The following is an 18,102-nucleotide window of genomic DNA, read 5'->3' as shown; positions in this document are numbered from 1 at the left end:
TTAATGCGAGGCATCGGCAGTCTGCACAGCGGTGTCAGCCGCCTCCAGCGCCATGTCGTAATTGTCAACGAGAGCAGCCACCGACGGCCCGATCATATCCAACACCAGTGCCGGATAGACGCCCAAGATCAGGGTCATCGCCACCAGAGGTGCGATAATCCATTTCTCACGCGCGGTCATGTCGGTGATCGCCTTAAGGCTTTCTTTGATCAGGTCGCCCATCACCACGCGGCGATAGAGCCACAGCGCATAGGCCGCCGAGAAGATCACGCCCGTGGTCGCCACAGCCGCCACCCAAGTGTTCACTTGGAAGGTCGCCATCAGCGTCAGAAATTCCCCGACAAAGCCAGATGTGCCCGGCAGGCCCACGTTCGCCATGGTGAAGAACATAAAGACCAGCGCATAGGCCGGCATCCGGTTCACCAGACCACCATAGGCGTCGATGTCACGGGTGTGCATACGGTCATAGATCACGCCAACGCTAAGGAAGAGCGCGCCAGAGATGAAGCCGTGGCTGATCATCTGGAAAATAGCGCCATCAATCCCCTGCTGGTTGGCCGCAAAGATGCCCATGGTCACGAAACCCATGTGTGCGACCGAGGAATAGGCGATCAGCTTTTTCATGTCCTGCTGCACCAGCGCCACCAGCGAAGTGTAGACGATGGCAATGGCCGACATCCAAAGGATCAGCGGCGTCATCACCTCGGCCCCCACGGGGAACATCGGCAACGAAAACCGCAGGAAGCCGTAGCCGCCCATCTTGAGCAGGATCGCCGCGAGCACCACAGAACCCGCCGTCGGGGCCTGAACGTGCGCGTCGGGCAGCCAAGTGTGCACCGGCCACATCGGCATCTTGACCGCGAAGCTGGCAAAGAAGGCGAGGAACATCAGTGTCTGCATGCCGCCGACGATCTGAAGCCCCAGCAGCTCGAAAGTCTCGGAGCCGAAGTTGTGGGTCAGCAAGCTGATCTCACAGCCGCCGATGCAGGTGGTGCCGGCTTCGGTAAACATCGCCACCATGGCCACCAGCATCAGTACCGAGCCGAGGAAGGTGTAGAGGAAGAACTTGAAGCTCGCGTAGATACGCTCTTTCCCGCCCCAGATGCCGATGATCAAGAACATCGGAATGAGGCCCGCTTCGAAGAAGAGGTAGAAGAGCACCAGATCCAGCGCCATGAACACGCCGAGCATCAGCGTCTCCAGCAGCAGGAAGGCGATCATATATTCTTTGACGCGATGCTCCACATTCCAGCTTGCCGCGATGACCAGCGGCATCATGAAGGTGGTCAGCATGACGAAAAGGATCGAAATACCGTCGACGCCAAGGCGGTACTTCAGGCCCAAGAGCCAATCGGCCTCATCCACAAACTGAAAATCAGTGTTGGACGGGTCAAAATCAAAGAGCACAAAAAGCGAGATCAGGAAGGTAACCGTCGTGGTGATGAAGGCCAGCCATTTCGCATTACGCCCGGCGGCGGCATCGTCGCCTCGCAAGAAGACCGCGAGGATCAGTGCTGCGAATGCCGGAATGAATGTGATGATTGAAAGCAGATGCGTATCCATCAGTTCGCTCCTCCGCTCATCGTCATCCATGTCACCAGAACGGCGATGCCGATCACCATGGCGAAGGCATAGGTGAAGATATAGCCCGTCTGTGCCTTACCCGCGAGGCGGGTGAAGAAGGGGATGATCCCCATGGCGACGCCATTGAGCGTGCCGTCGATCACAGTGCCATCGCCGCGTTTCCACAGGAACCGGCCAATCGTTTTGCCGGGGCGCACGAAAATCACGTCGTAAACCTCATCAAAGTACCATTTGTTTTTCAGGAACAGGTAAAGCGGGCGTTGGTTTGCCGCCAAACGGCCCGGCACGGTTGGGCTCCAGATATAGAACCACAGGGCCATGATCAGACCGGCCAGCATCGCGATAAAGGGCGAAACTTTGACCCAAGTCGGGGCGGCGTGCGCGTCGTCCAACACGTGGTTATCGGGGGCAAAGTAAAGCGCCCCCTCACCCGGCGCACCGCCGAAGGCTTCGTGATGCGCGCCCGCGTCTTGGTGGCCCTCGACCAGCGCCTCGGCCCCGTGATCACCGTCAACCGTGCCGGTGGCGCCGTGGTCATCTTCGGCCCCTTCGACATGAGCGTCGCCGCCTTCGGCCATTTCAGCCATCGGGATACCGTAGAATTTGCCAACCTGATCCGCGTGGCCAAAGAAGCTGCCGTACCAGACCATGCCAGCAAACACCGAGCCGAGCGCCAAGACGCCAAGCGGGATCAGCATGACCATCGGGCTTTCATGCGCGTGCTCATGCGTATGTTTGTTGCCGCGCGGCGCGCCGAAGAACGTCAGGAAGATCAGGCGCCAGCTGTAGAAGCTTGTCATCGCAGCGGCGATCACCAGCAGCCAGAAACCATACATGGACCCACCGCCCCAAGCGCTCTCGATGATCGCATCTTTCGACAGGAAGCCAGCGAAACCAATATGCGTCAGCGGGATGCCAACACCGGTAATAGCCAGCGTGCCGATCATCATGGCAGCAAAGGTATAGGGGATCTTTTTGCGCAGACCGCCGTAGTTGGTCATGTCTTGCTCATGGTGCATCGCGTGGATGACCGAGCCCGCTCCCAAGAACAGCATCGCCTTAAAGAAGGCGTGTGTGAACAGGTGGAACATCGCCGCCGAATACATGCCGACGCCCGCCGCCACGAACATATAGCCAAGCTGCGACATGGTCGAATAGGCGATGACGCGTTTGATGTCGGTCTGCACAAGACCGATCGTCGCCGCAACGAAAGCGGTGGTTGCCCCGATGACGGTGACAAAGGCCATGGCTTCGGGCGCAAACTCCATCACCGGCGACATGCGGCAAACTAGGAAAACACCCGCCGTCACCATGGTCGCCGCGTGGATCAGCGCCGACACGGGTGTCGGGCCTTCCATCGCGTCGGGAAGCCAAGTGTGCAGGAACAGCTGCGCTGATTTACCCATCGCGCCGAGGAACAGCAGGAAGGCGATCAGGTTCGCCGCGTTCCAATCGTTCCACAGGAAGGTCACAGTCTGCTCAGCCAAATCGGGTGCCGCAGCAAAAATATCGTCAAAGCGGATCGAGTCCGTCAGCATATATAGGCCAAAGATGCCCAGCAGGAACGCAAAGTCCCCTACCCGGTTCACGATGAAGGCCTTCATCGCCGCGGCATTGGCGCTTGGCTTACGGAAGTAGAAACCGATCAGCAGGTAGGACGCGACACCAACGCCTTCCCAGCCAAAGAACATCTGCACGAGGTTGTCGGCTGTCACCAGCATCAACATCGCGAAGGTAAAGAAGGACAGATAGGCAAAGAACCGGGGGCGATAGCTTTCGTTATCGCGGAAGTTCTCATCGTGCGCCATGTAGCCGAAGGAATAGAGGTGCACGAGGCTCGACACCGTGGTGATCACGATCAACATGATCGCAGTCAGACGGTCCATGCGGATCGCCCAATCGGTGCTAAGCGTGCCACTTTCGATAAAGCGCAGGATCTGGATTTGATCGGTCGGGCCGTCCAGCGTCAGGAACACCACCCAAGACAGGAAGGTCGAGAGGAACAGCAAGCCGGTGGCGATCCATTGAGCGGCTTTCTCACCAGTAATCTTCCAGCCGAAACCGCAAAGGATGGCACCCACAAGCGGGGCGAATAGGATCGTGGTTTCCATTGCCTCAGCCCTTCATCACGTTGACATCTTCCACCGCGATCGAGCCACGGTTACGGAAGAAACAGACCAGGATGGCGAGGCCGATGGCAGCCTCCGCCGCAGCGACGGTAAGCACGAAAAGTGTGAATACCTGCCCCGTCAAATCACCAAGGAAACTGGAGAAGGCAACGAGGTTGATGTTCACCGCGAGCAGCATCAATTCGATGCTCATCAGCAGGATGATCACGTTCTTGCGGTTCAGGAATAGCCCGAAGATGCCGATGACAAACAGCGTCGCCGCTACCGTCAGGTAATGCTCAAGTCCGATCATGTCGTCCCTTACGTTCCCGCCCTTTGATGGGCTTTGGTCGCGCCCCATTTGGTGGGGCTTTTAGTATCACTTTGCCCCGGCTGCCACCGGGATTGCCGAGGTTTTAGCCGATAAAGCTGTAGCCGCCGAAAAACACGACGATCAAAACCACGACCAGCACCACGATTGTTGTTCTCGACATTTCGGCGTCCCTTTTCTCTTTGGTTCAGCCATTTTCTTTCAACGAAAACGGCTACGGAATTTTTAAAAATTCCGGTGTTTACAGGCCCTGCCCCGACTTCACGTCGCGCAGTTCCATCGCCTTGGCCGGGTCGCGCATCATCTGCGCCACCACGTCTTGGCGTTTCACGTCCTTGCGGTGCCGCAGTGTCAGCACGATCGCCCCGATCATTGCCACCAGCAGGATCAGACCCGCCAGCTGGAACAGCAGGAAGTAACGATCATAAAGCAGCAGACCAAGCGCTTCGGTATTGAACCGCGCCGGATCGATTGCATTGGCCCGCAGGCTCTCCGCCGCCGCACTCTGCTCCCACGCGCCAAAGGCCATCACGAATTGCATCAAGATCACCAAAGCGATCAGCAGCGCCAGAGGCATATAGCGCGCCATCTCGGCCTTGAGCTCGGCGAAGTCCACGTCGAGCATCATGACCACGAAGAGGAACAGCACCGCCACCGCGCCGACGTAGACGATGACCAGAAGCATCGCCACGAACTCCGCCCCCAGCAGCACGAAAAGCCCCGCCGCCGAAAGGAAAGACAGGATCAGCCAGAGCACCGAATGCACCGGGTTGCGGCTGATCACCGTGAACAGTCCGCCGGTGATGACGCTGATCGCGAAGAGGTAAAATGAAAAGACCGTCATGCGCCGTCTTCCTTCTTGGTATCTTTTTCTTCGTCAAGAACCGACTGCGCCAGTTCCAGCGCCCGGGTCATCGCCGGCAGCCCGGCAAAGACCGACATCTGGCCAATCGTCTCGACGATATGTTGCTTGGTGGCGCCCGCCTCCCGTGCGTGGCGCACGGTTTGGCGGAGGGCCATATCATTCTGCGCGCCCTGCATGGTCAGCCCCGCGAGCGTAAGCAGCAGCCGCGTCCGCGCGTCCAGCCCGCCCTTGTTCAACGTGTCGCCGAACCAGAAGTCCATCATGTCCTTCGGCATGGTGCCCATCATCGCCTCAAACCCCTTGGGCGAAAAAGCATCCATCGCTGGAAAGGCTTTCGCCATTTCCTGCGCCTGCTTCATCATCGCATCAAAAGGGTTCTTGGGATCACTCATCGGTAAGGTGCGTCCATCTCAAGGTTGCGGGCAATCTCGGCTTCCCAGCGTTCGCCGTTGTCCAAAAGCTTGGCCTTGTCGTAATACAGCTCTTCGCGGGTCTCGGTCGAGAATTCGAAGTTCGGGCCTTCGACAATTGCATCTACCGGGCAGGCTTCCTGGCAGAAACCGCAGTAGATGCATTTGGTCATATCGATGTCATAGCGCGTGGTGCGGCGGCTGCCGTCCTCGCGTGCTTCGGCGTCGATGGTGATCGCCTGCGCGGGGCAGATCGCCTCGCAGAGTTTGCACGCGATGCAACGCTCTTCGCCGTTTGGATAACGGCGCAGCGCGTGTTCGCCCCGGAAACGCGGCGACAGAGGCCCCTTTTCATGCGGGTAGTTCAGCGTCGTTTTCGGCGCAAAGAAATAGCGCATCCCCAGCATGAACGCCTTGGCGTAATCTGCCAGCAGGAAATATTTCGCGGCGCGGGTGTAGTCAGTCGTCGCCATATCAGCCCCCTACGGTCCAGCGGGCGTAGATGCCCCAGAACCAATCGAATTTTGCAGCGAATGCCACGAAGACCACCCAGAACAGCGAGAACGGCAGGAAGACTTTCCAACCCAGCCGCATCAGCTGGTCATAGCGGTAGCGCGGCGTGATTGCCTTCACCATGGCGAACATGAAGAAGACCATCAGCATCTTGATGAACATCCAGAAGAAGCCATCGGGCAGGAACGGCACCGGAGACAACCAGCCGCCGAAGAACATCAGCGACACCAGCGCACACATCAGCACCACGGCCACCAATTCACCGATCATAAAGAGCAGGAAGGGCGTGGAGGAATATTCCACCTGATAACCCGCCACCAGTTCCGATTCCGCTTCGGGCAGGTCGAACGGCGGGCGGTTGGTTTCCGCCAGCGCCGAGATAAAGAACAGGATCAACATCGGGAAGTGTGGCAGGAAGTACCAGTTGAACAGGCCCCAGTCACCATCCTGCGCTGCCACGATGGATGTGAAGTTCATCGAACCGGTCGAGAGGATCACGCCGATGATGATCAGGCCAATCGAGACCTCATAGGAAATCATCTGCGCGGCAGAACGCAGTGAACCAAGGAAGGGGTATTTCGAGTTCGACGCCCAACCGCCCATGATCACGCCGTAAACTTCGAGCGAGGAGACAGCGAAGACATAGAGGATCGCCACATTGATGTCCGACAGGATCCAGCCTTCGTTGAAAGGGATCACTGCCCAGGCGATCATCGCCATGACAAAAGAAATCATCGGCGCAAGGAAGAAGACCCCCTTGTCAGCGCCCGCCGGGACCACCACTTCTTTAACGATATATTTAAGAAAGTCGGCAAAACTCTGCAGCAGGCCGAAGACGCCCACAACGTTGGGGCCGCGGCGCATCATCACGGCGGCCCAGATCTTGCGGTCGGCATACATGAGGAAGGCCAGCGCCAGCAAAAGCGGCACAACCAGCAGTAAAACCTGCCCAACCGTCAGCAGGGCAATGCCAAGCCCGGTCGTGTAAAAGAAATCAGCCATAAGTCCTCACACCGTCGGAATGCCGCGTTCCGCGCATTGAAACGCGGTCACTTCGGCATCAATTGTCTTCAAGCCTTTCGGCAGGCTCGGCGAGATTGTGTAAACAGCATCTGCTCGCCATATGCCACCCTCTTCGGTGACATTTGTCCGCACATGTCGCGCAAAACCGTAGCCTCGGATCAACGTATACTGCGCTGCAGCACATTCGGCATAATCCGACACATCCTGGTTCGACAACGCCTTGGTCATCGCCACGTTGAACTGCACCAAATCACCGTCCAAAAGCTGTGTTTCCACCCCCTTGTAGTCGGGGATGAAATCCTCGGCCACCGGCACCTGCGGTTCGCAGGCGGCCAGCAGCATCAAGGGGGCCAGCATCATGGCTCTCACTCCGCCGCCATCGGCTCGGCCCGGCGCGCGGCGGCCAGAGCCGAAAGTTCCGCCATCAACTGGCTGGCCCGTGCGATTGGGTTAGAGAGATAGAAGTCGCGTACCGTCGGCGCGAAAGAGGCATCGCCCAGCTTACCGGCAGGCAGCGCGGCCCATTCGTTTTCCGGCACCTCATCGACATTTGCCAGATGTGGCACGGCCTCGGTCAGCTTGCGGCGCAACTGCGCGATGGAATCATAGCCCAATTGCGCGCCCAACTCAGCTGAGAGCGCCCGGAGAATCGCCCAGTTTTCCTTGGCTTGACCGGGCGCGAACCCGGCGCGCTGCGCAATTTGCGGGCGGCCTTCGGTGTTGACGAACAGACCCGGTTCTTCGGTATAGGCGGCACCCGGCAAGATGATGTCGGCGCGGTGCGCACCACGATCGCCGTGGCTGCCTTGGTAGATCACGAAGGGACCGGCACCGATTTCGACCTCATCCGCGCCGAGGTTATAGATCACCTCTGCCGCGTTCACATCATCCATGCCGTTCTCAGCAGTCGCTCCGATGTCCATCGCGCCAACGCGCGCGGCAGCGGTGTGTAGAATCATCAGCTTGCTCTTAGTCTTCTCGGCCAGTTCCATCGCTTTCGCCAGAACCGCTACGCCATCGGCTTCGCGCAGCGCGCCTTGGCCGACGACAATCACCGAAGGCTGCTCCAGCACTTCGTCGAAATCACTGCCCATCAGTTTATCGAGGGTCGCGCGATCATTGCCCAGATGGTGATGCGGATAAGTCAGGTCAGCAGCTTCGCCGATCAGGCCGATCTCTGCGCCCTTGCTCCACGCCTTGCGGATGCGCGCGTTCAACACCGGCGCTTCGACCGCCGGGTTGCAGCCGATCAGCTGGATCATCTTAGCATCGTCCAGATCTTCGATCCGTGCGTTGCCAACATAGCCAAAGCGATTGCCCGCAGGCAGCTTCGCCCCATCGGTGCGGCATTCGACGACACCGCCCTGCCCTTCGATCAATTGCTTCAGCGCGAAGGCGGCTTCAACCGGTGACAAATCACCGACGAGACCGGCAAGCTTCTTGCCCTTCATCGCAGCGGCTGCGGCATTCAGCGCCTCAGGCCAGCTGGCTTTGCGCAGCTTGCCGTTTTCGCGGATGTAGGGCGTGTCCAGACGCTGGCGGCGCAGACCGTCCCAGACAAAACGAGTCTTGTCGGAAATCCACTCTTCGTTCACGCCATCATGGTTGCGCGGCAGGAAGCGCATGACTTCGCGGCCTTTGGTATCCACACGAATGTTGGAGCCAAGCGCATCCATCACGTCGATGCTTTCGGTCTTGCTCAACTCCCACGGACGCGCAGTAAAGGCGTAGGGTTTGCTGACCAGCGCACCGACGGGGCAAAGGTCGATGATATTGCCCGACAGGTTGCTGTCGATCAGTGAGCCGAGATAGGTCGTGATCTCTGCATCCTCGCCCCGGCCCGTCTGGCCCATCACATGCTGCCCCGCGACCTCGGTCGTGAAGCGCACGCAGCGGGTGCAGGAAATGCAGCGGGTCATGTGAGTCTCTACGAGCGGGCCGAGATCGAGGTCTTCGGTCGCCCGCTTCGGCTCGCGGTAGCGCGAGAAATCGACGCCGTAGGCCATTGCCTGATCCTGCAGATCACATTCGCCACCCTGATCGCAGATCGGGCAATCGAGCGGGTGGTTGATGAGCAGGAACTCCATCACCCCTTCGCGGGCCTTTTTGACCATCGGCGAGTTGGTTTTCACAACCGGCGGCTGGCCTTCCGGCCCGGGGCGCAGGTCGCGCACCTGCATGGCGCAGGAGGCGGCGGGCTTGGGCGGCCCGCCGACGACTTCCACAAGACACATCCGGCAGTTACCGGCGATCGACAGACGCTCGTGGTAACAGAAGCGCGGCACCTCGATGCCGACCTGCTCACAGGCCTGAATGAGCGTCATCGCCCCTTCGACTTCGACTTCCTTACCGTCGATGATGATCTTGCGGATATCGCTCATAAGCTCACTTTGCCTTCAGTAACGAACCGATCCGGCTCGATTTTTGAATCTCTTCGCGTCCTAGCGCACAATAGCTTTGCGGGTCCGAAGTATCGACCCCCTTGGCCTTGAAAAACGCGGCGCCCCGCGCTCTCATGCGCGCTTTTTCAGCGTCACTATCAATATAGGCGTCGATCTCGGCGTCGGAGTAGCCCAGATCGCCTGCCTTGCCTTTCAAATCCCATGCCATCTTGACCGCGCGCAGCATTCGCGCACTGATGTCGGGGCAGTTCTTGCGGATGATGTCGGCCACGCCGATGTCCAAAAGCGCGTCGTCGATGGCAGCCACTTCGCGCAGCGGCGGCTTGGCCATGGCGGGCGTCACGATGGCGGCGGTCAGGCTCAGGCCCATCACGGCGATCATCAGGGTGCGCATATCAATTCTCCTTCATGCAGCGGGCCGGAACGGCCCGTCTGACAGATGGAGTTCGAGGTGCATGATATTCAATATCACCGCTCCCTTGGGCCACAGCCCCGCGATATGTCGCCGATGCGATCACTGTGGGCAGCGCCCCTGAAAGGTCAGCGCGCCGCCATCAAGCCGCAGCGTGCCTGTCGGCGCATCGGGGCCAAAGGTCCAGTCGATGTCTGAACTGCCATAGTTGCCGACGCAGTATTTCACCGCTTCGTAGCGCGCCGCTGCGCGGGCGCCGTCGATAGATTTCCCGGCATCCTTAACCGTCACCTGAAATACGTCGCGCTGGCCATCCACCTTGCGCAGTTTGGTGCTGAAATACTGCCCGTCAAAGGCAACACGCTCACCATCATTGGCACAGCCTGCCAGCAGTGCGCTGACCGTCAAAACCGTCAAAGCATATTTCATAGACCTACTCCGCTGCGCCATGGGCCCGGCTTTGCCGACCGCCCCCGCGCCTGTTGTGGACGGACGCGCCTGACACGCGCCCGCTATCGCCGCTCCTGCGCCAAGCGTCAAGCCATCGGGCCTGCCGCCGCGCAGGGTTTCACTCTGCCGCGACCGCGCTGACACGGCCCGTACGCTTGTGTTTGATCCGGTCTTCGATCTCATCCCGGAAGTGCCGGATCAGACCTTGGATCGGCCAAGCCGCCGCATCGCCAAGCGCGCAGATCGTGTGGCCTTCGACCTGTTTGGTCACGTCGAGCAGCATGTCGATCTCTTCGGGTTCCGCATCGCCGGTTACCAGACGGTCCATCACGCGCATCATCCAGCCGGTGCCTTCGCGGCAGGGCGTGCACTGGCCACAGCTTTCGTGCTTGTAGAACTTCGACAAACGCCAGATCGCTTTGATCACGTCGGTCGAGTTGTCCATCACGATCACCGCCGCCGTGCCGAGGCCGGAGCGCTGTTCGCGCAGATAATCAAAATCCATGATCGCGTCGCGCATGTCTTTGCCGGGGATCAGCGGCACCGAAGAGCCGCCGGGGATAACGGCCTTTAGGTTGTCCCAACCGCCGCGAATGCCGCCGCAATGTTTTTCGATCAGCTCTTCAAACCCGATGCTCATCGCCTCTTCAACAACGCAAGGGTTATTGACGTGGCCCGAGATTGCAAAGAGCTTGGTGCCAGCGTTATTCGCGCGGCCAAAGCCCGCGAACCACTCCGGCCCACGGCGCAGGATGGTCGGCACCACGGCGATGGATTCGACGTTGTTCACGGTCGTCGGGCAGCCATAAAGACCCGCGCCCGCCGGGAACGGCGGCTTCATCCGCGGCATGCCCTTCTTGCCTTCGAGGCTTTCCAGAAGTGCTGTTTCTTCGCCGCAGATATAGGCACCCGCACCGTGGTGCAGATAGATATCGAAGTCCCAGCCGGATTTGGAGGCGTTCTTGCCCACCAACCCAGCCTCATAGGCTTCATCAATCGCAGTCTGCAACGCTTCACGCTCGCGGATATATTCGCCGCGCAGGTAGATGTAGCAGGCATGGGCATTCATCGCGAAAGAGGCGATCAAACAGCCTTCGATCAGCGTATGCGGATCGTGGCGCATGATCTCGCGGTCTTTGCAGGTGCCCGGCTCGGATTCGTCGGCATTGACCACCAGATAGGACGGGCGGCCATCGCTTTCCTTGGGCATGAAGGACCATTTCAGACCTGTGGGGAAGCCCGCCCCGCCCCGGCCCCGCAGGCCAGAGGCTTTCATCTGGTCCACGATCCAATCGCGGCCGTTTTGGATGATTCCGGCAGTGCCATCCCAATGGCCCCGCGACTGCGCGCCTTTTAGGGTGCGGTCATGCATGCCGTAGATATTGGTAAAAATGCGGTCTTTGTCCTGAAGCATGATGCCTACCTTTGGTTCTCACGGCTGGCCCGGCGGGCCTGCCACATTTGATATATCACGACCATCGCCCAGAAAAGCGCGGCCAGTGCAGCAAAATCGAAGAGCAGCGCATAGCGCCCCGGCAGGCCAAGCGCCGGGCCAGCCCATTGCATGGCCAGCCACAAACACATGGTCACGGCAATGACCAGCCCTGCGGTGCGGCCCTTACGGGCAAGCGCTCTGTCTTCGGCTTCGCTCATCTCTCTCTCTTACCCCGTCAACCTTTCGCCTTGCCGTCATTGGCAAAGGCTTGGGCTTGACCGATCCAATCGTCGCGCCGGATGCGGCCCTTGAACCGCAGGCGGGAGTCGACCCAGTCGATCTCATCCCCCTGAAGGGCTGCGATCTGATCGAAATGGTAAATGCCCAGTTCATTCAGGGTCTGTTCCAACTTCGGCCCGATGCCGCCAATCCGCTTAAGGTCATCTGCCCCGCCCGCACGGGGCGCGTCGCGCAGCGCGGGCTTGCCATCGGTAGAATGGCTATCGGTCGCGGGCACTGGTGCGGGCTCGGCCTTCGCAGGTTTGGCGGGCGCTTCGACGACCTCTTGCGGGGTCTCCACGACAGCGGGCGCTTCTTCGGCCTCGATGACCTGTTCCGGTGCCGCTTCGACGGCAGCGGTATCGGCCACGGGCGCGGTCGGTTCCTGTGGCGATATTTCCTTGGAAGGCGCGGAAGGGGTTTCGACGGCCTCCTTCGAGGGCGTCACTACAGCAGCTGCTTCTTCCGCCTTGGCGACCTGTTCCGGTGCCGCCTCAACGGCAGCAGTATCGGCCACGGGCGCTGTCGGCTCCTGTGGTGGTGTTTCCTTAGCGGGTTCAACCGGCGCGCTTGCCTTGCGCGCCGCCCCGATCCCGGCGTCCCCTGCGGGGACTGAACCCACCGCGGAAGAAACGCTCCCCGATGCCGCCGGCGCCCCTGCGACCGATGCAGCCGCCGCGCTGCGCGTGCTGTCTTGGGGGGCAGCGGCGGGTACGTCTTTGCACAGCAGAGTCAGCGCCAGATAGCCCACGATCACCGCCACCAGCACACCAGCCAGAATCGACATCAACAGCCCCCAGATGCCGAAGGCCAGCAACAGGAATGCCACCAGCAAACCGGCACCGGCACCCAACCACCAACAGCGCTTGGTGCAGGCCTCTCGTTCCGAAATATCCGTCATGACTGTCCTTCTCTCCCTGAATGCGGGCGATGCGGCTTATGGCTTTGCGGGGTGGTAATGGTGCCGTCCTTGGCCCGTTGCGAAATCTCCGTCTTTAGTCTTTGGCGAGGCCTGCGGCCTGCTCTACCCAATTGTCGCGGCTGACGCGGCCTTTGAACCCTTCGAGGTTCTGATCGACCCAAGCGACCTCCTCCGGGCCCCATTGGGCGATCTGGTCAAAGTGGTAATAGCCCATGCCGTTCAGCATCTGCTCCAGCTTCGGGCCGACGCCTTTGATCTTTTTCAGATCATCGGCACCACCCTCGCGGGGGGCGTCCAACTGGGCGGGCTTTTGGCCGGGCGTCGCGGGGGCGCTGGTTTCGGCCTTGGCCGCATCGGCGCTCTCACCCTTGGGGTCACGTTTGGAGCGCGGCTTGCTCTTTGACGTGGCTTCGGCTTCTTGTTCGGTGACGCCGGTTTTGTCGGTGGCTTCGCCCTCGGCAGGACGCGGCTCTTCGGCTTCGACCTCTTCTACCGTTTCAGGCTGCGGCGCGTCGGGCTGGTTTTGCCAAGGCGTCAGCAGCGGCACTTCGGTGCCGTCGATGCGCTTGACGGTATCGCCGATGTCCACCGCAGCCTGCGCGCTGGCGTTGTATTGCGTGCGCCCGCTTTCGTGGTCCGTGAGGCTGGTCAACCCGCCCAAAGGCTCTGACGCATAGCGCCCGTTCTGCGGGCCGGGCACCGGCACGCGCCCATCGCTCAACTCATCAAGGATTTCATTGAGCCGCGCGGTGGTCAGGTCTTCGTAATAGTCTTTGCCGATCTGGGCCATCGGCGCGTTGGAGCACGCGCCAAGGCATTCGACTTCTTCCCACGAAAAACGCCCATCCGCCGACAACTCATGCGGTTTGGCGGCGATACGTTCTTTGCAGACGGCGACCAAATCCTCGGCCCCACAGATCATGCAGGACGTGGTGCCGCAAACCTGAATATGTGCCACGGAACCAACAGGTTGCAGCTGAAACATGAAGTAGAATGTCGCCACTTCCAGCCCGCGGATATAGGCCATGCCCAGCATTTCGGAGACATGTTCAATCGCCGCACGGGTCAGCCAACCCTCTTGCTCCTGCGCGCGCCACAGCAGTGGAATGATCGCGCTGGCCTGACGGCCCTCGGGGTATTTGGTGATCTGCGCTTCGGCCCATTTTTGGTTGGCGGGCGTAAAGGCAAAACTGTCGGGCTGGTCAGGGTGTAGACGGCGGAGCATTAGTTCGAACCTATGGTCAGGCGGAGGCCAATCGTGCCTCCGGCGTAAATTTCTTCAAAACAGGGTGACGCGATTAGCATCACCGGTCGATCTCTCCAAAGACGACGTCCATGGTGCCGATGATCGCGGCCACATCGGCAAGTTGGTGCCCGCTGGCAACATGATCCATCGCCTGCAGGTGCAAGAACCCCGGCGCGCGGATCTTAGCGCGGTAGGGTTTGTTGGAGCCATCGGCCACAAGGTAAACGCCAAACTCGCCCTTCGGCGCTTCGACCGCGCAATACACTTCGCCCTCGGGCACGTGGAAACCTTCGGTGTAAAGCTTGAAGTGGTGGATCAGGCTTTCCATGTCGGTCTTCATCGCGGTGCGCGACGGCGGGGTGATCTTGCCGCGGGCAAGGATATCGCCCTGCCCTTCGGGGGCGCGCAGTTTTTCGATCGCCTGCTGGATGATGTAGGTGGACTGGCGCATCTCTTCCATGCGGCAGAGGTAGCGGTCAAAGCAGTCGCCGTTCTTGCCCACGGGGATTTGGAAGTCGAATTCGTCATAGCATTCATAGGGTTGCGAACGCCGCAGATCCCAAGCCAACCCGGAACCGCGCACCATGACGCCGCTAAAGCCGTAATCGAGAATTTCCTGCTCGGAAACGATGCCAATGTCGACGTTCCGCTGTTTAAAGATCCGGTTCTCGGTCAGCAGCTCGTCAATATCGACCATGAATTTGGTCAGGAATTGCGCGCACCATGCTTCGATATCGTCCAGCAGCGCCGGCGGCAGGTCTTGGTGGACACCACCGGGGCGGAAGTAGGCCGCGTGCAAACGCGCGCCACAGGCCCGCTCGTAAAAGATCATCAGGCTTTCACGCTCTTCAAAACCCCAGAGCGGCGGCGTCAGCGCGCCCACGTCGAGCGCCTGCGTGGTGATGTTCAAAAGGTGGTTCAGGATGCGGCCAATCTCGCAGAACAGCACCCGGATCAGCGAGGCACGGCGCGGCACCACGGTGCCGGTCAGCTTTTCGATGGCCAGACACCAAGCGTGCTCTTGGTTCATCGGAGCCACATAATCGAGCCGGTCGAAATACGGCAGGTTCTGCAGGTAAGTGCGGCTTTCCATCAGCTTTTCGGTGCCACGGTGCAGCAGGCCGATATGCGGGTCGCACCGTTCTACAACCTCGCCGTCCAACTCAAGCACCAGACGCAAAACACCGTGTGCGGCAGGGTGTTGCGGGCCGAAGTTGATGTTGAAGTTGCGGATCTTCTGCTCGCCGGACTCAAAGTCGGTCGACCCGTCGTCAAAGGCTTTTGTGCGAATGTCGCCGTCCATTACCGTTTCTCCAGTTCTTGCAGCTTCATGCCCATCCACCACAGCAAGGCGATCGTGCCCAGCGGGATCAGACAGGCCGCCGCCCAGTATTTATTAATGCCAAAGAACGGCAGCAGCTTGACCATCGGAATGGCCGTCAGCGCCGAGAGGATCAGCCAGCCCAGCCCGCCCATTACTTCGCGTCCTTGCTCACATGGCCATCCGGCGCGGATTTGTCGTCACCGGGCAGGATGTACTCGGCCCCTTCCCAAGGCGACATGAAATCGAACTGGCGGTATTCCTGCACAAGGCTCACCGGTTCATAGACCACGCGCTTGGCGGCTTCGTCATAGCGCACTTCGGTATAGCCCGTCGTCGGGAAGTCCTTGCGCAGCGGGTGGCCGCGGAACCCATAGTCGGTCAGGATGCGGCGCAGGTCCGGGTGGCCGGAAAACAGGATGCCGAACATGTCAAAGACTTCACGCTCGAACCAATCGGCACTGGGGTGCACGCCGGTGATCGACGGCACCATGTCCTTTTCGCGTGCGGTGGCGCGCAGGCGGATGCGGTGGTTTTGGTACATCGACAGGAAGTGGTACACCACGTCGAACCGTTTCGCACGGCCCGGATAGTCCACCGCCGTGATGTCGACCAAGGTCGAGAAACGGCAAGTCGGGTCGCCCTTGAGGAACTCAACAAGGCCCGCGATATTCGCCAGCGCCACGGACATGTTCAACTCACCCTTGGTGACATCCCATCCGAGCACGCAATCGGGCCGCTTGGCTTCGATATAGGCCCCAAGTTCCTGCAGTTGTTCGCTCATCGCAAATCTTCCTTCCACGCGCCGATCAACGCCATCTCACTGTCCTGCGCCTGTGGCGCATCGTCCTTTTGCCTGCCCCGATCCGGCGCAGGCCCTTGTCTTAGCGCACAATCGTCCCGGTGCGGCGGATTTTACGCTGCAACTGGAGGATACCATACAGCAGCGCCTCCGCCGTCGGCGGGCAGCCGGGCACATAGACGTCAACCGGCACGATCCGGTCACAGCCGCGCACGACCGAGTAGCTGTAGTGGTAGTACCCGCCGCCATTGGCACAAGACCCCATTGAGATCACATAGCGCGGCTCTGGCATCTGGTCGTAGACCTTGCGCAGCGCCGGGGCCATCTTGTTGGTCAGCGTGCCCGCGACGATCATCAGGTCCGACTGGCGCGGAGAGGCACGCGGCGCGGTGCCGAAACGCTCAAGGTCATAGCGTGGCATTGAGCTGTGCATCATCTCAACCGCGCAGCAGGCCAGACCAAAGGTCATCCAGTGCAAGCTGCCGGTGCGCGCCCAGTTGATGATGTCTTCGGTCGAGGTCAGCAGGAAACCCTTGTCCTGCAACTCGGCATTCAGGCTCTGGGTCGCGAACTCAGGATCAGCCCCCGCACCGTATTGACCGTAGGCCGCTGGCGCAGAAGCACCGGATTTCACCCGCGGGCTTTGGTGGCCATCGCCCATCACCGGGGTGACCAGCGCGTCATCATTTACTGCCATTCCAGCGCTCCCTTCTTCCATTCATAGGCGAAGCCAGCCGTCAGGACGCCCAAGAACACCATCATCGACCAAAAGCCCACCATGCTCACCTCTTTGAAGGCCACGGCCCAAGGGAAGAGGAAGGCGATTTCGAGATCGAAGATGATGAAGAGGATCGACACCAGATAGAAACGCACGTCAAACTTCATCCGCGCGTCGTCAAAAGCGTTGAACCCGCATTCATAGGCCGAGACCTTTTCCGGGTCAGGATTGCGCACGGCCACGACCACGGCGGCGAGGATCAGCACAAGGCCAAGGCCAATCGCCACGGCCAGAAAAACGAGGATGGGCAGGTATTCCCGCAGCATGTCGTCCAAGGGGATGCTCCTTTCGCGGTGCGCGGCATGAGGCAAAGGCCAAAAGCCCGCGCAGACAAACTTGGAACGGGTTTAACTCTGCCCGTGGGTAGGGTCAACGGGCCAAGCCCGGTTAATGCCGCCCACGGGCCCCCAATAGAGCCATTTCGCCAAAGCCTTGAACTAGACCACCCAAGCGGCTTTGCGCTTGTCGAAGAAGGCACTGATTCCTTCAGCGGCTTCTTCTGTTTCCCAACGCGCCGCGAGCGCGTCGATGGACATCTTCACCGCCTCGGGCGTGGCGATTCCCCCCAAGTCCTGCGCCAGCTTCTTAGCCGCTGCCACCGCACCCGGCGCGCAGAAGAGATAGGGCACGACTTCGGCCTCGACCGCCGCGTCGAGTTCGTCCGCCGGAACGGCACGGGCCAGCAGCCCCAGATCGACCGCTTCCGCCGCGCCAAAGAGCCGCGCCGACATGAAGACGCGGCGCGCGCGCCCCTCGCCCATCCGCGCCAGAACGTATGGCCCGATGGTCGCCGGGATGATGCCCAGCCGGGCCTCGGTGAACCCCATCTTGAGCGTATCGACCCCCACAGCCACGTCACAGACCGAAGCCATGCCGACCCCGCCGCCAAAGGCATTGCCCTGCAACTTCCCGATCACCGGCTTCGGCAGCGCATTCAGCGCGCCCAGCATCGTCGCCAGCTTGCCCGCCTCGGCTGAGCGTGTCTCGGCATCCATATCCGCCTGATCGCGCATCCAGCCCAGATCGCCGCCCGCGCAAAAGGATTTGCCCGCCCCGGTCAGGACCACCACACGCACCGCATCGTCGGCGGCCAGTTTACCCGCCGCATCCGTCAGGTCCGCCAGCATCTGCGCGGACATCGCGTTGTGCTTTTCAGGACGGTTCAGGGTCAGCGTCGCCACCCCGCGCGCGTCGGTTTCGATCGTCAAAGTCTCGTACATG

General features: G+C 60.4%; 21 protein-coding genes. All 21 read right to left on the bottom strand.

Going from position 1 to position 18,102, the window contains the following annotated elements; all coding sequences use genetic code 11:
• Positions 1–1,563: an NADH-quinone oxidoreductase subunit M gene (locus J3456_RS03570; protein ID WP_349578927.1), complete on the bottom strand. Its 1,563-nt coding sequence runs from the start codon at positions 1,561–1,563 to the stop codon at positions 1–3.
• Positions 1,563–3,695: an NADH-quinone oxidoreductase subunit L gene (nuoL, locus tag J3456_RS03565; RefSeq protein ID WP_349578926.1), complete on the bottom strand. Its 2,133-nt coding sequence runs from the start codon at positions 3,693–3,695 to the stop codon at positions 1,563–1,565. The genes J3456_RS03570 and nuoL overlap by 1 nt, the downstream gene beginning before the upstream one ends.
• Before the next feature lie 4 nt (positions 3,696–3,699).
• Complete coding sequence (nuoK, locus tag J3456_RS03560; RefSeq protein ID WP_007119508.1) at positions 3,700–4,005, bottom strand: NADH-quinone oxidoreductase subunit NuoK; 306 nt, start codon at positions 4,003–4,005, stop codon at positions 3,700–3,702.
• Between the two features lie 259 nt (positions 4,006–4,264).
• Positions 4,265–4,867 carry an NADH-quinone oxidoreductase subunit J gene (locus J3456_RS03555; protein ID WP_067630634.1) on the bottom strand — a complete coding sequence of 201 codons (603 nt, stop codon included), beginning with the start codon at positions 4,865–4,867 and terminating at the stop codon, positions 4,265–4,267.
• Positions 4,864–5,280, bottom strand: coding sequence for a carboxymuconolactone decarboxylase family protein (locus J3456_RS03550; protein ID WP_349578925.1), 417 nt, complete (start codon positions 5,278–5,280; stop codon positions 4,864–4,866). The genes J3456_RS03555 and J3456_RS03550 overlap by 4 nt, the downstream gene beginning before the upstream one ends.
• Positions 5,277–5,771, bottom strand: a complete 495-nt coding sequence (nuoI, locus tag J3456_RS03545) for an NADH-quinone oxidoreductase subunit NuoI (protein WP_067630640.1) — start codon at positions 5,769–5,771, stop codon at positions 5,277–5,279. The genes J3456_RS03550 and nuoI overlap by 4 nt, the downstream gene beginning before the upstream one ends.
• A 1-nt stretch (position 5,772) precedes the next feature.
• Positions 5,773–6,813: an NADH-quinone oxidoreductase subunit NuoH gene (nuoH, locus tag J3456_RS03540; protein ID WP_259944838.1), complete on the bottom strand. Its 1,041-nt coding sequence runs from the start codon at positions 6,811–6,813 to the stop codon at positions 5,773–5,775.
• A 6-nt stretch (positions 6,814–6,819) separates the two neighbouring features.
• Positions 6,820–7,203, bottom strand: coding sequence for a YNQ4 family lipoprotein (locus J3456_RS03535; RefSeq protein ID WP_502593755.1), 384 nt, complete (start codon positions 7,201–7,203; stop codon positions 6,820–6,822).
• Positions 7,200–9,215: an NADH-quinone oxidoreductase subunit NuoG gene (nuoG, locus tag J3456_RS03530; RefSeq protein ID WP_349578924.1), complete on the bottom strand. Its 2,016-nt coding sequence runs from the start codon at positions 9,213–9,215 to the stop codon at positions 7,200–7,202. The genes J3456_RS03535 and nuoG overlap by 4 nt, the downstream gene beginning before the upstream one ends.
• Before the next feature lie 4 nt (positions 9,216–9,219).
• Entirely contained in the window at positions 9,220–9,630 is a 411-nt protein-coding gene (locus tag J3456_RS03525; RefSeq protein ID WP_349578923.1) for a DUF5333 domain-containing protein, read from the bottom strand.
• Between the two features lie 120 nt (positions 9,631–9,750).
• Positions 9,751–10,077, bottom strand: a complete 327-nt coding sequence (locus J3456_RS03520; protein WP_349578922.1) for a hypothetical protein — start codon at positions 10,075–10,077, stop codon at positions 9,751–9,753.
• 139 nt (positions 10,078–10,216) lie between these two features.
• Positions 10,217–11,512 carry an NADH-quinone oxidoreductase subunit NuoF gene (gene nuoF / locus J3456_RS03515; RefSeq protein WP_349578921.1) on the bottom strand — a complete coding sequence of 432 codons (1,296 nt, stop codon included), beginning with the start codon at positions 11,510–11,512 and terminating at the stop codon, positions 10,217–10,219.
• Between the two features lie 5 nt (positions 11,513–11,517).
• Positions 11,518–11,751: a DUF5337 domain-containing protein gene (locus tag J3456_RS03510; RefSeq protein ID WP_067263425.1), complete on the bottom strand. Its 234-nt coding sequence runs from the start codon at positions 11,749–11,751 to the stop codon at positions 11,518–11,520.
• 17 nt (positions 11,752–11,768) lie between these two features.
• Positions 11,769–12,713 (bottom strand): helix-hairpin-helix domain-containing protein, encoded by a 945-nt coding sequence (locus J3456_RS03505; RefSeq protein ID WP_349578920.1) that lies wholly within the window; start codon positions 12,711–12,713, stop codon positions 11,769–11,771.
• Between the two features lie 94 nt (positions 12,714–12,807).
• Positions 12,808–13,959, bottom strand: a complete 1,152-nt coding sequence (locus J3456_RS03500; protein ID WP_349578919.1) for an NADH-quinone oxidoreductase subunit E — start codon at positions 13,957–13,959, stop codon at positions 12,808–12,810.
• A 79-nt stretch (positions 13,960–14,038) separates the two neighbouring features.
• Positions 14,039–15,283: an NADH-quinone oxidoreductase subunit D gene (locus J3456_RS03495; protein WP_349578918.1), complete on the bottom strand. Its 1,245-nt coding sequence runs from the start codon at positions 15,281–15,283 to the stop codon at positions 14,039–14,041.
• Complete coding sequence (locus tag J3456_RS03490; protein ID WP_162931847.1) at positions 15,283–15,456, bottom strand: hypothetical protein; 174 nt, start codon at positions 15,454–15,456, stop codon at positions 15,283–15,285. Before J3456_RS03490 ends, J3456_RS03495 begins: the two co-directional genes overlap by 1 nt.
• The gene (locus J3456_RS03485) at positions 15,456–16,085 is read right to left on the bottom strand and encodes an NADH-quinone oxidoreductase subunit C (RefSeq protein ID WP_349578917.1); all 630 of its coding nucleotides are present in this window, start codon (positions 16,083–16,085) and stop codon (positions 15,456–15,458) included. The genes J3456_RS03490 and J3456_RS03485 overlap by 1 nt, the downstream gene beginning before the upstream one ends.
• Before the next feature lie 100 nt (positions 16,086–16,185).
• Positions 16,186–16,764, bottom strand: a complete 579-nt coding sequence (locus J3456_RS03480; RefSeq protein WP_502989487.1) for a NuoB/complex I 20 kDa subunit family protein — start codon at positions 16,762–16,764, stop codon at positions 16,186–16,188.
• Between the two features lie 26 nt (positions 16,765–16,790).
• Complete coding sequence (locus J3456_RS03475; RefSeq protein WP_067263411.1) at positions 16,791–17,156, bottom strand: NADH-quinone oxidoreductase subunit A; 366 nt, start codon at positions 17,154–17,156, stop codon at positions 16,791–16,793.
• Positions 17,157–17,318: 162 nt separating this feature from the next.
• Positions 17,319–18,101, bottom strand: coding sequence for a crotonase/enoyl-CoA hydratase family protein (locus J3456_RS03470; protein WP_349578914.1), 783 nt, complete (start codon positions 18,099–18,101; stop codon positions 17,319–17,321).
• Between the last annotated feature and the right edge of the window lies 1 nt (position 18,102).

Origin of the sequence: Sulfitobacter sp. NFXS29 (assembly GCF_040148765.1) — a bacterium.
Taxonomy (GTDB): domain Bacteria; phylum Pseudomonadota; class Alphaproteobacteria; order Rhodobacterales; family Rhodobacteraceae; genus Sulfitobacter.
This window is presented reverse-complemented; position numbering and strand designations above follow the sequence as displayed.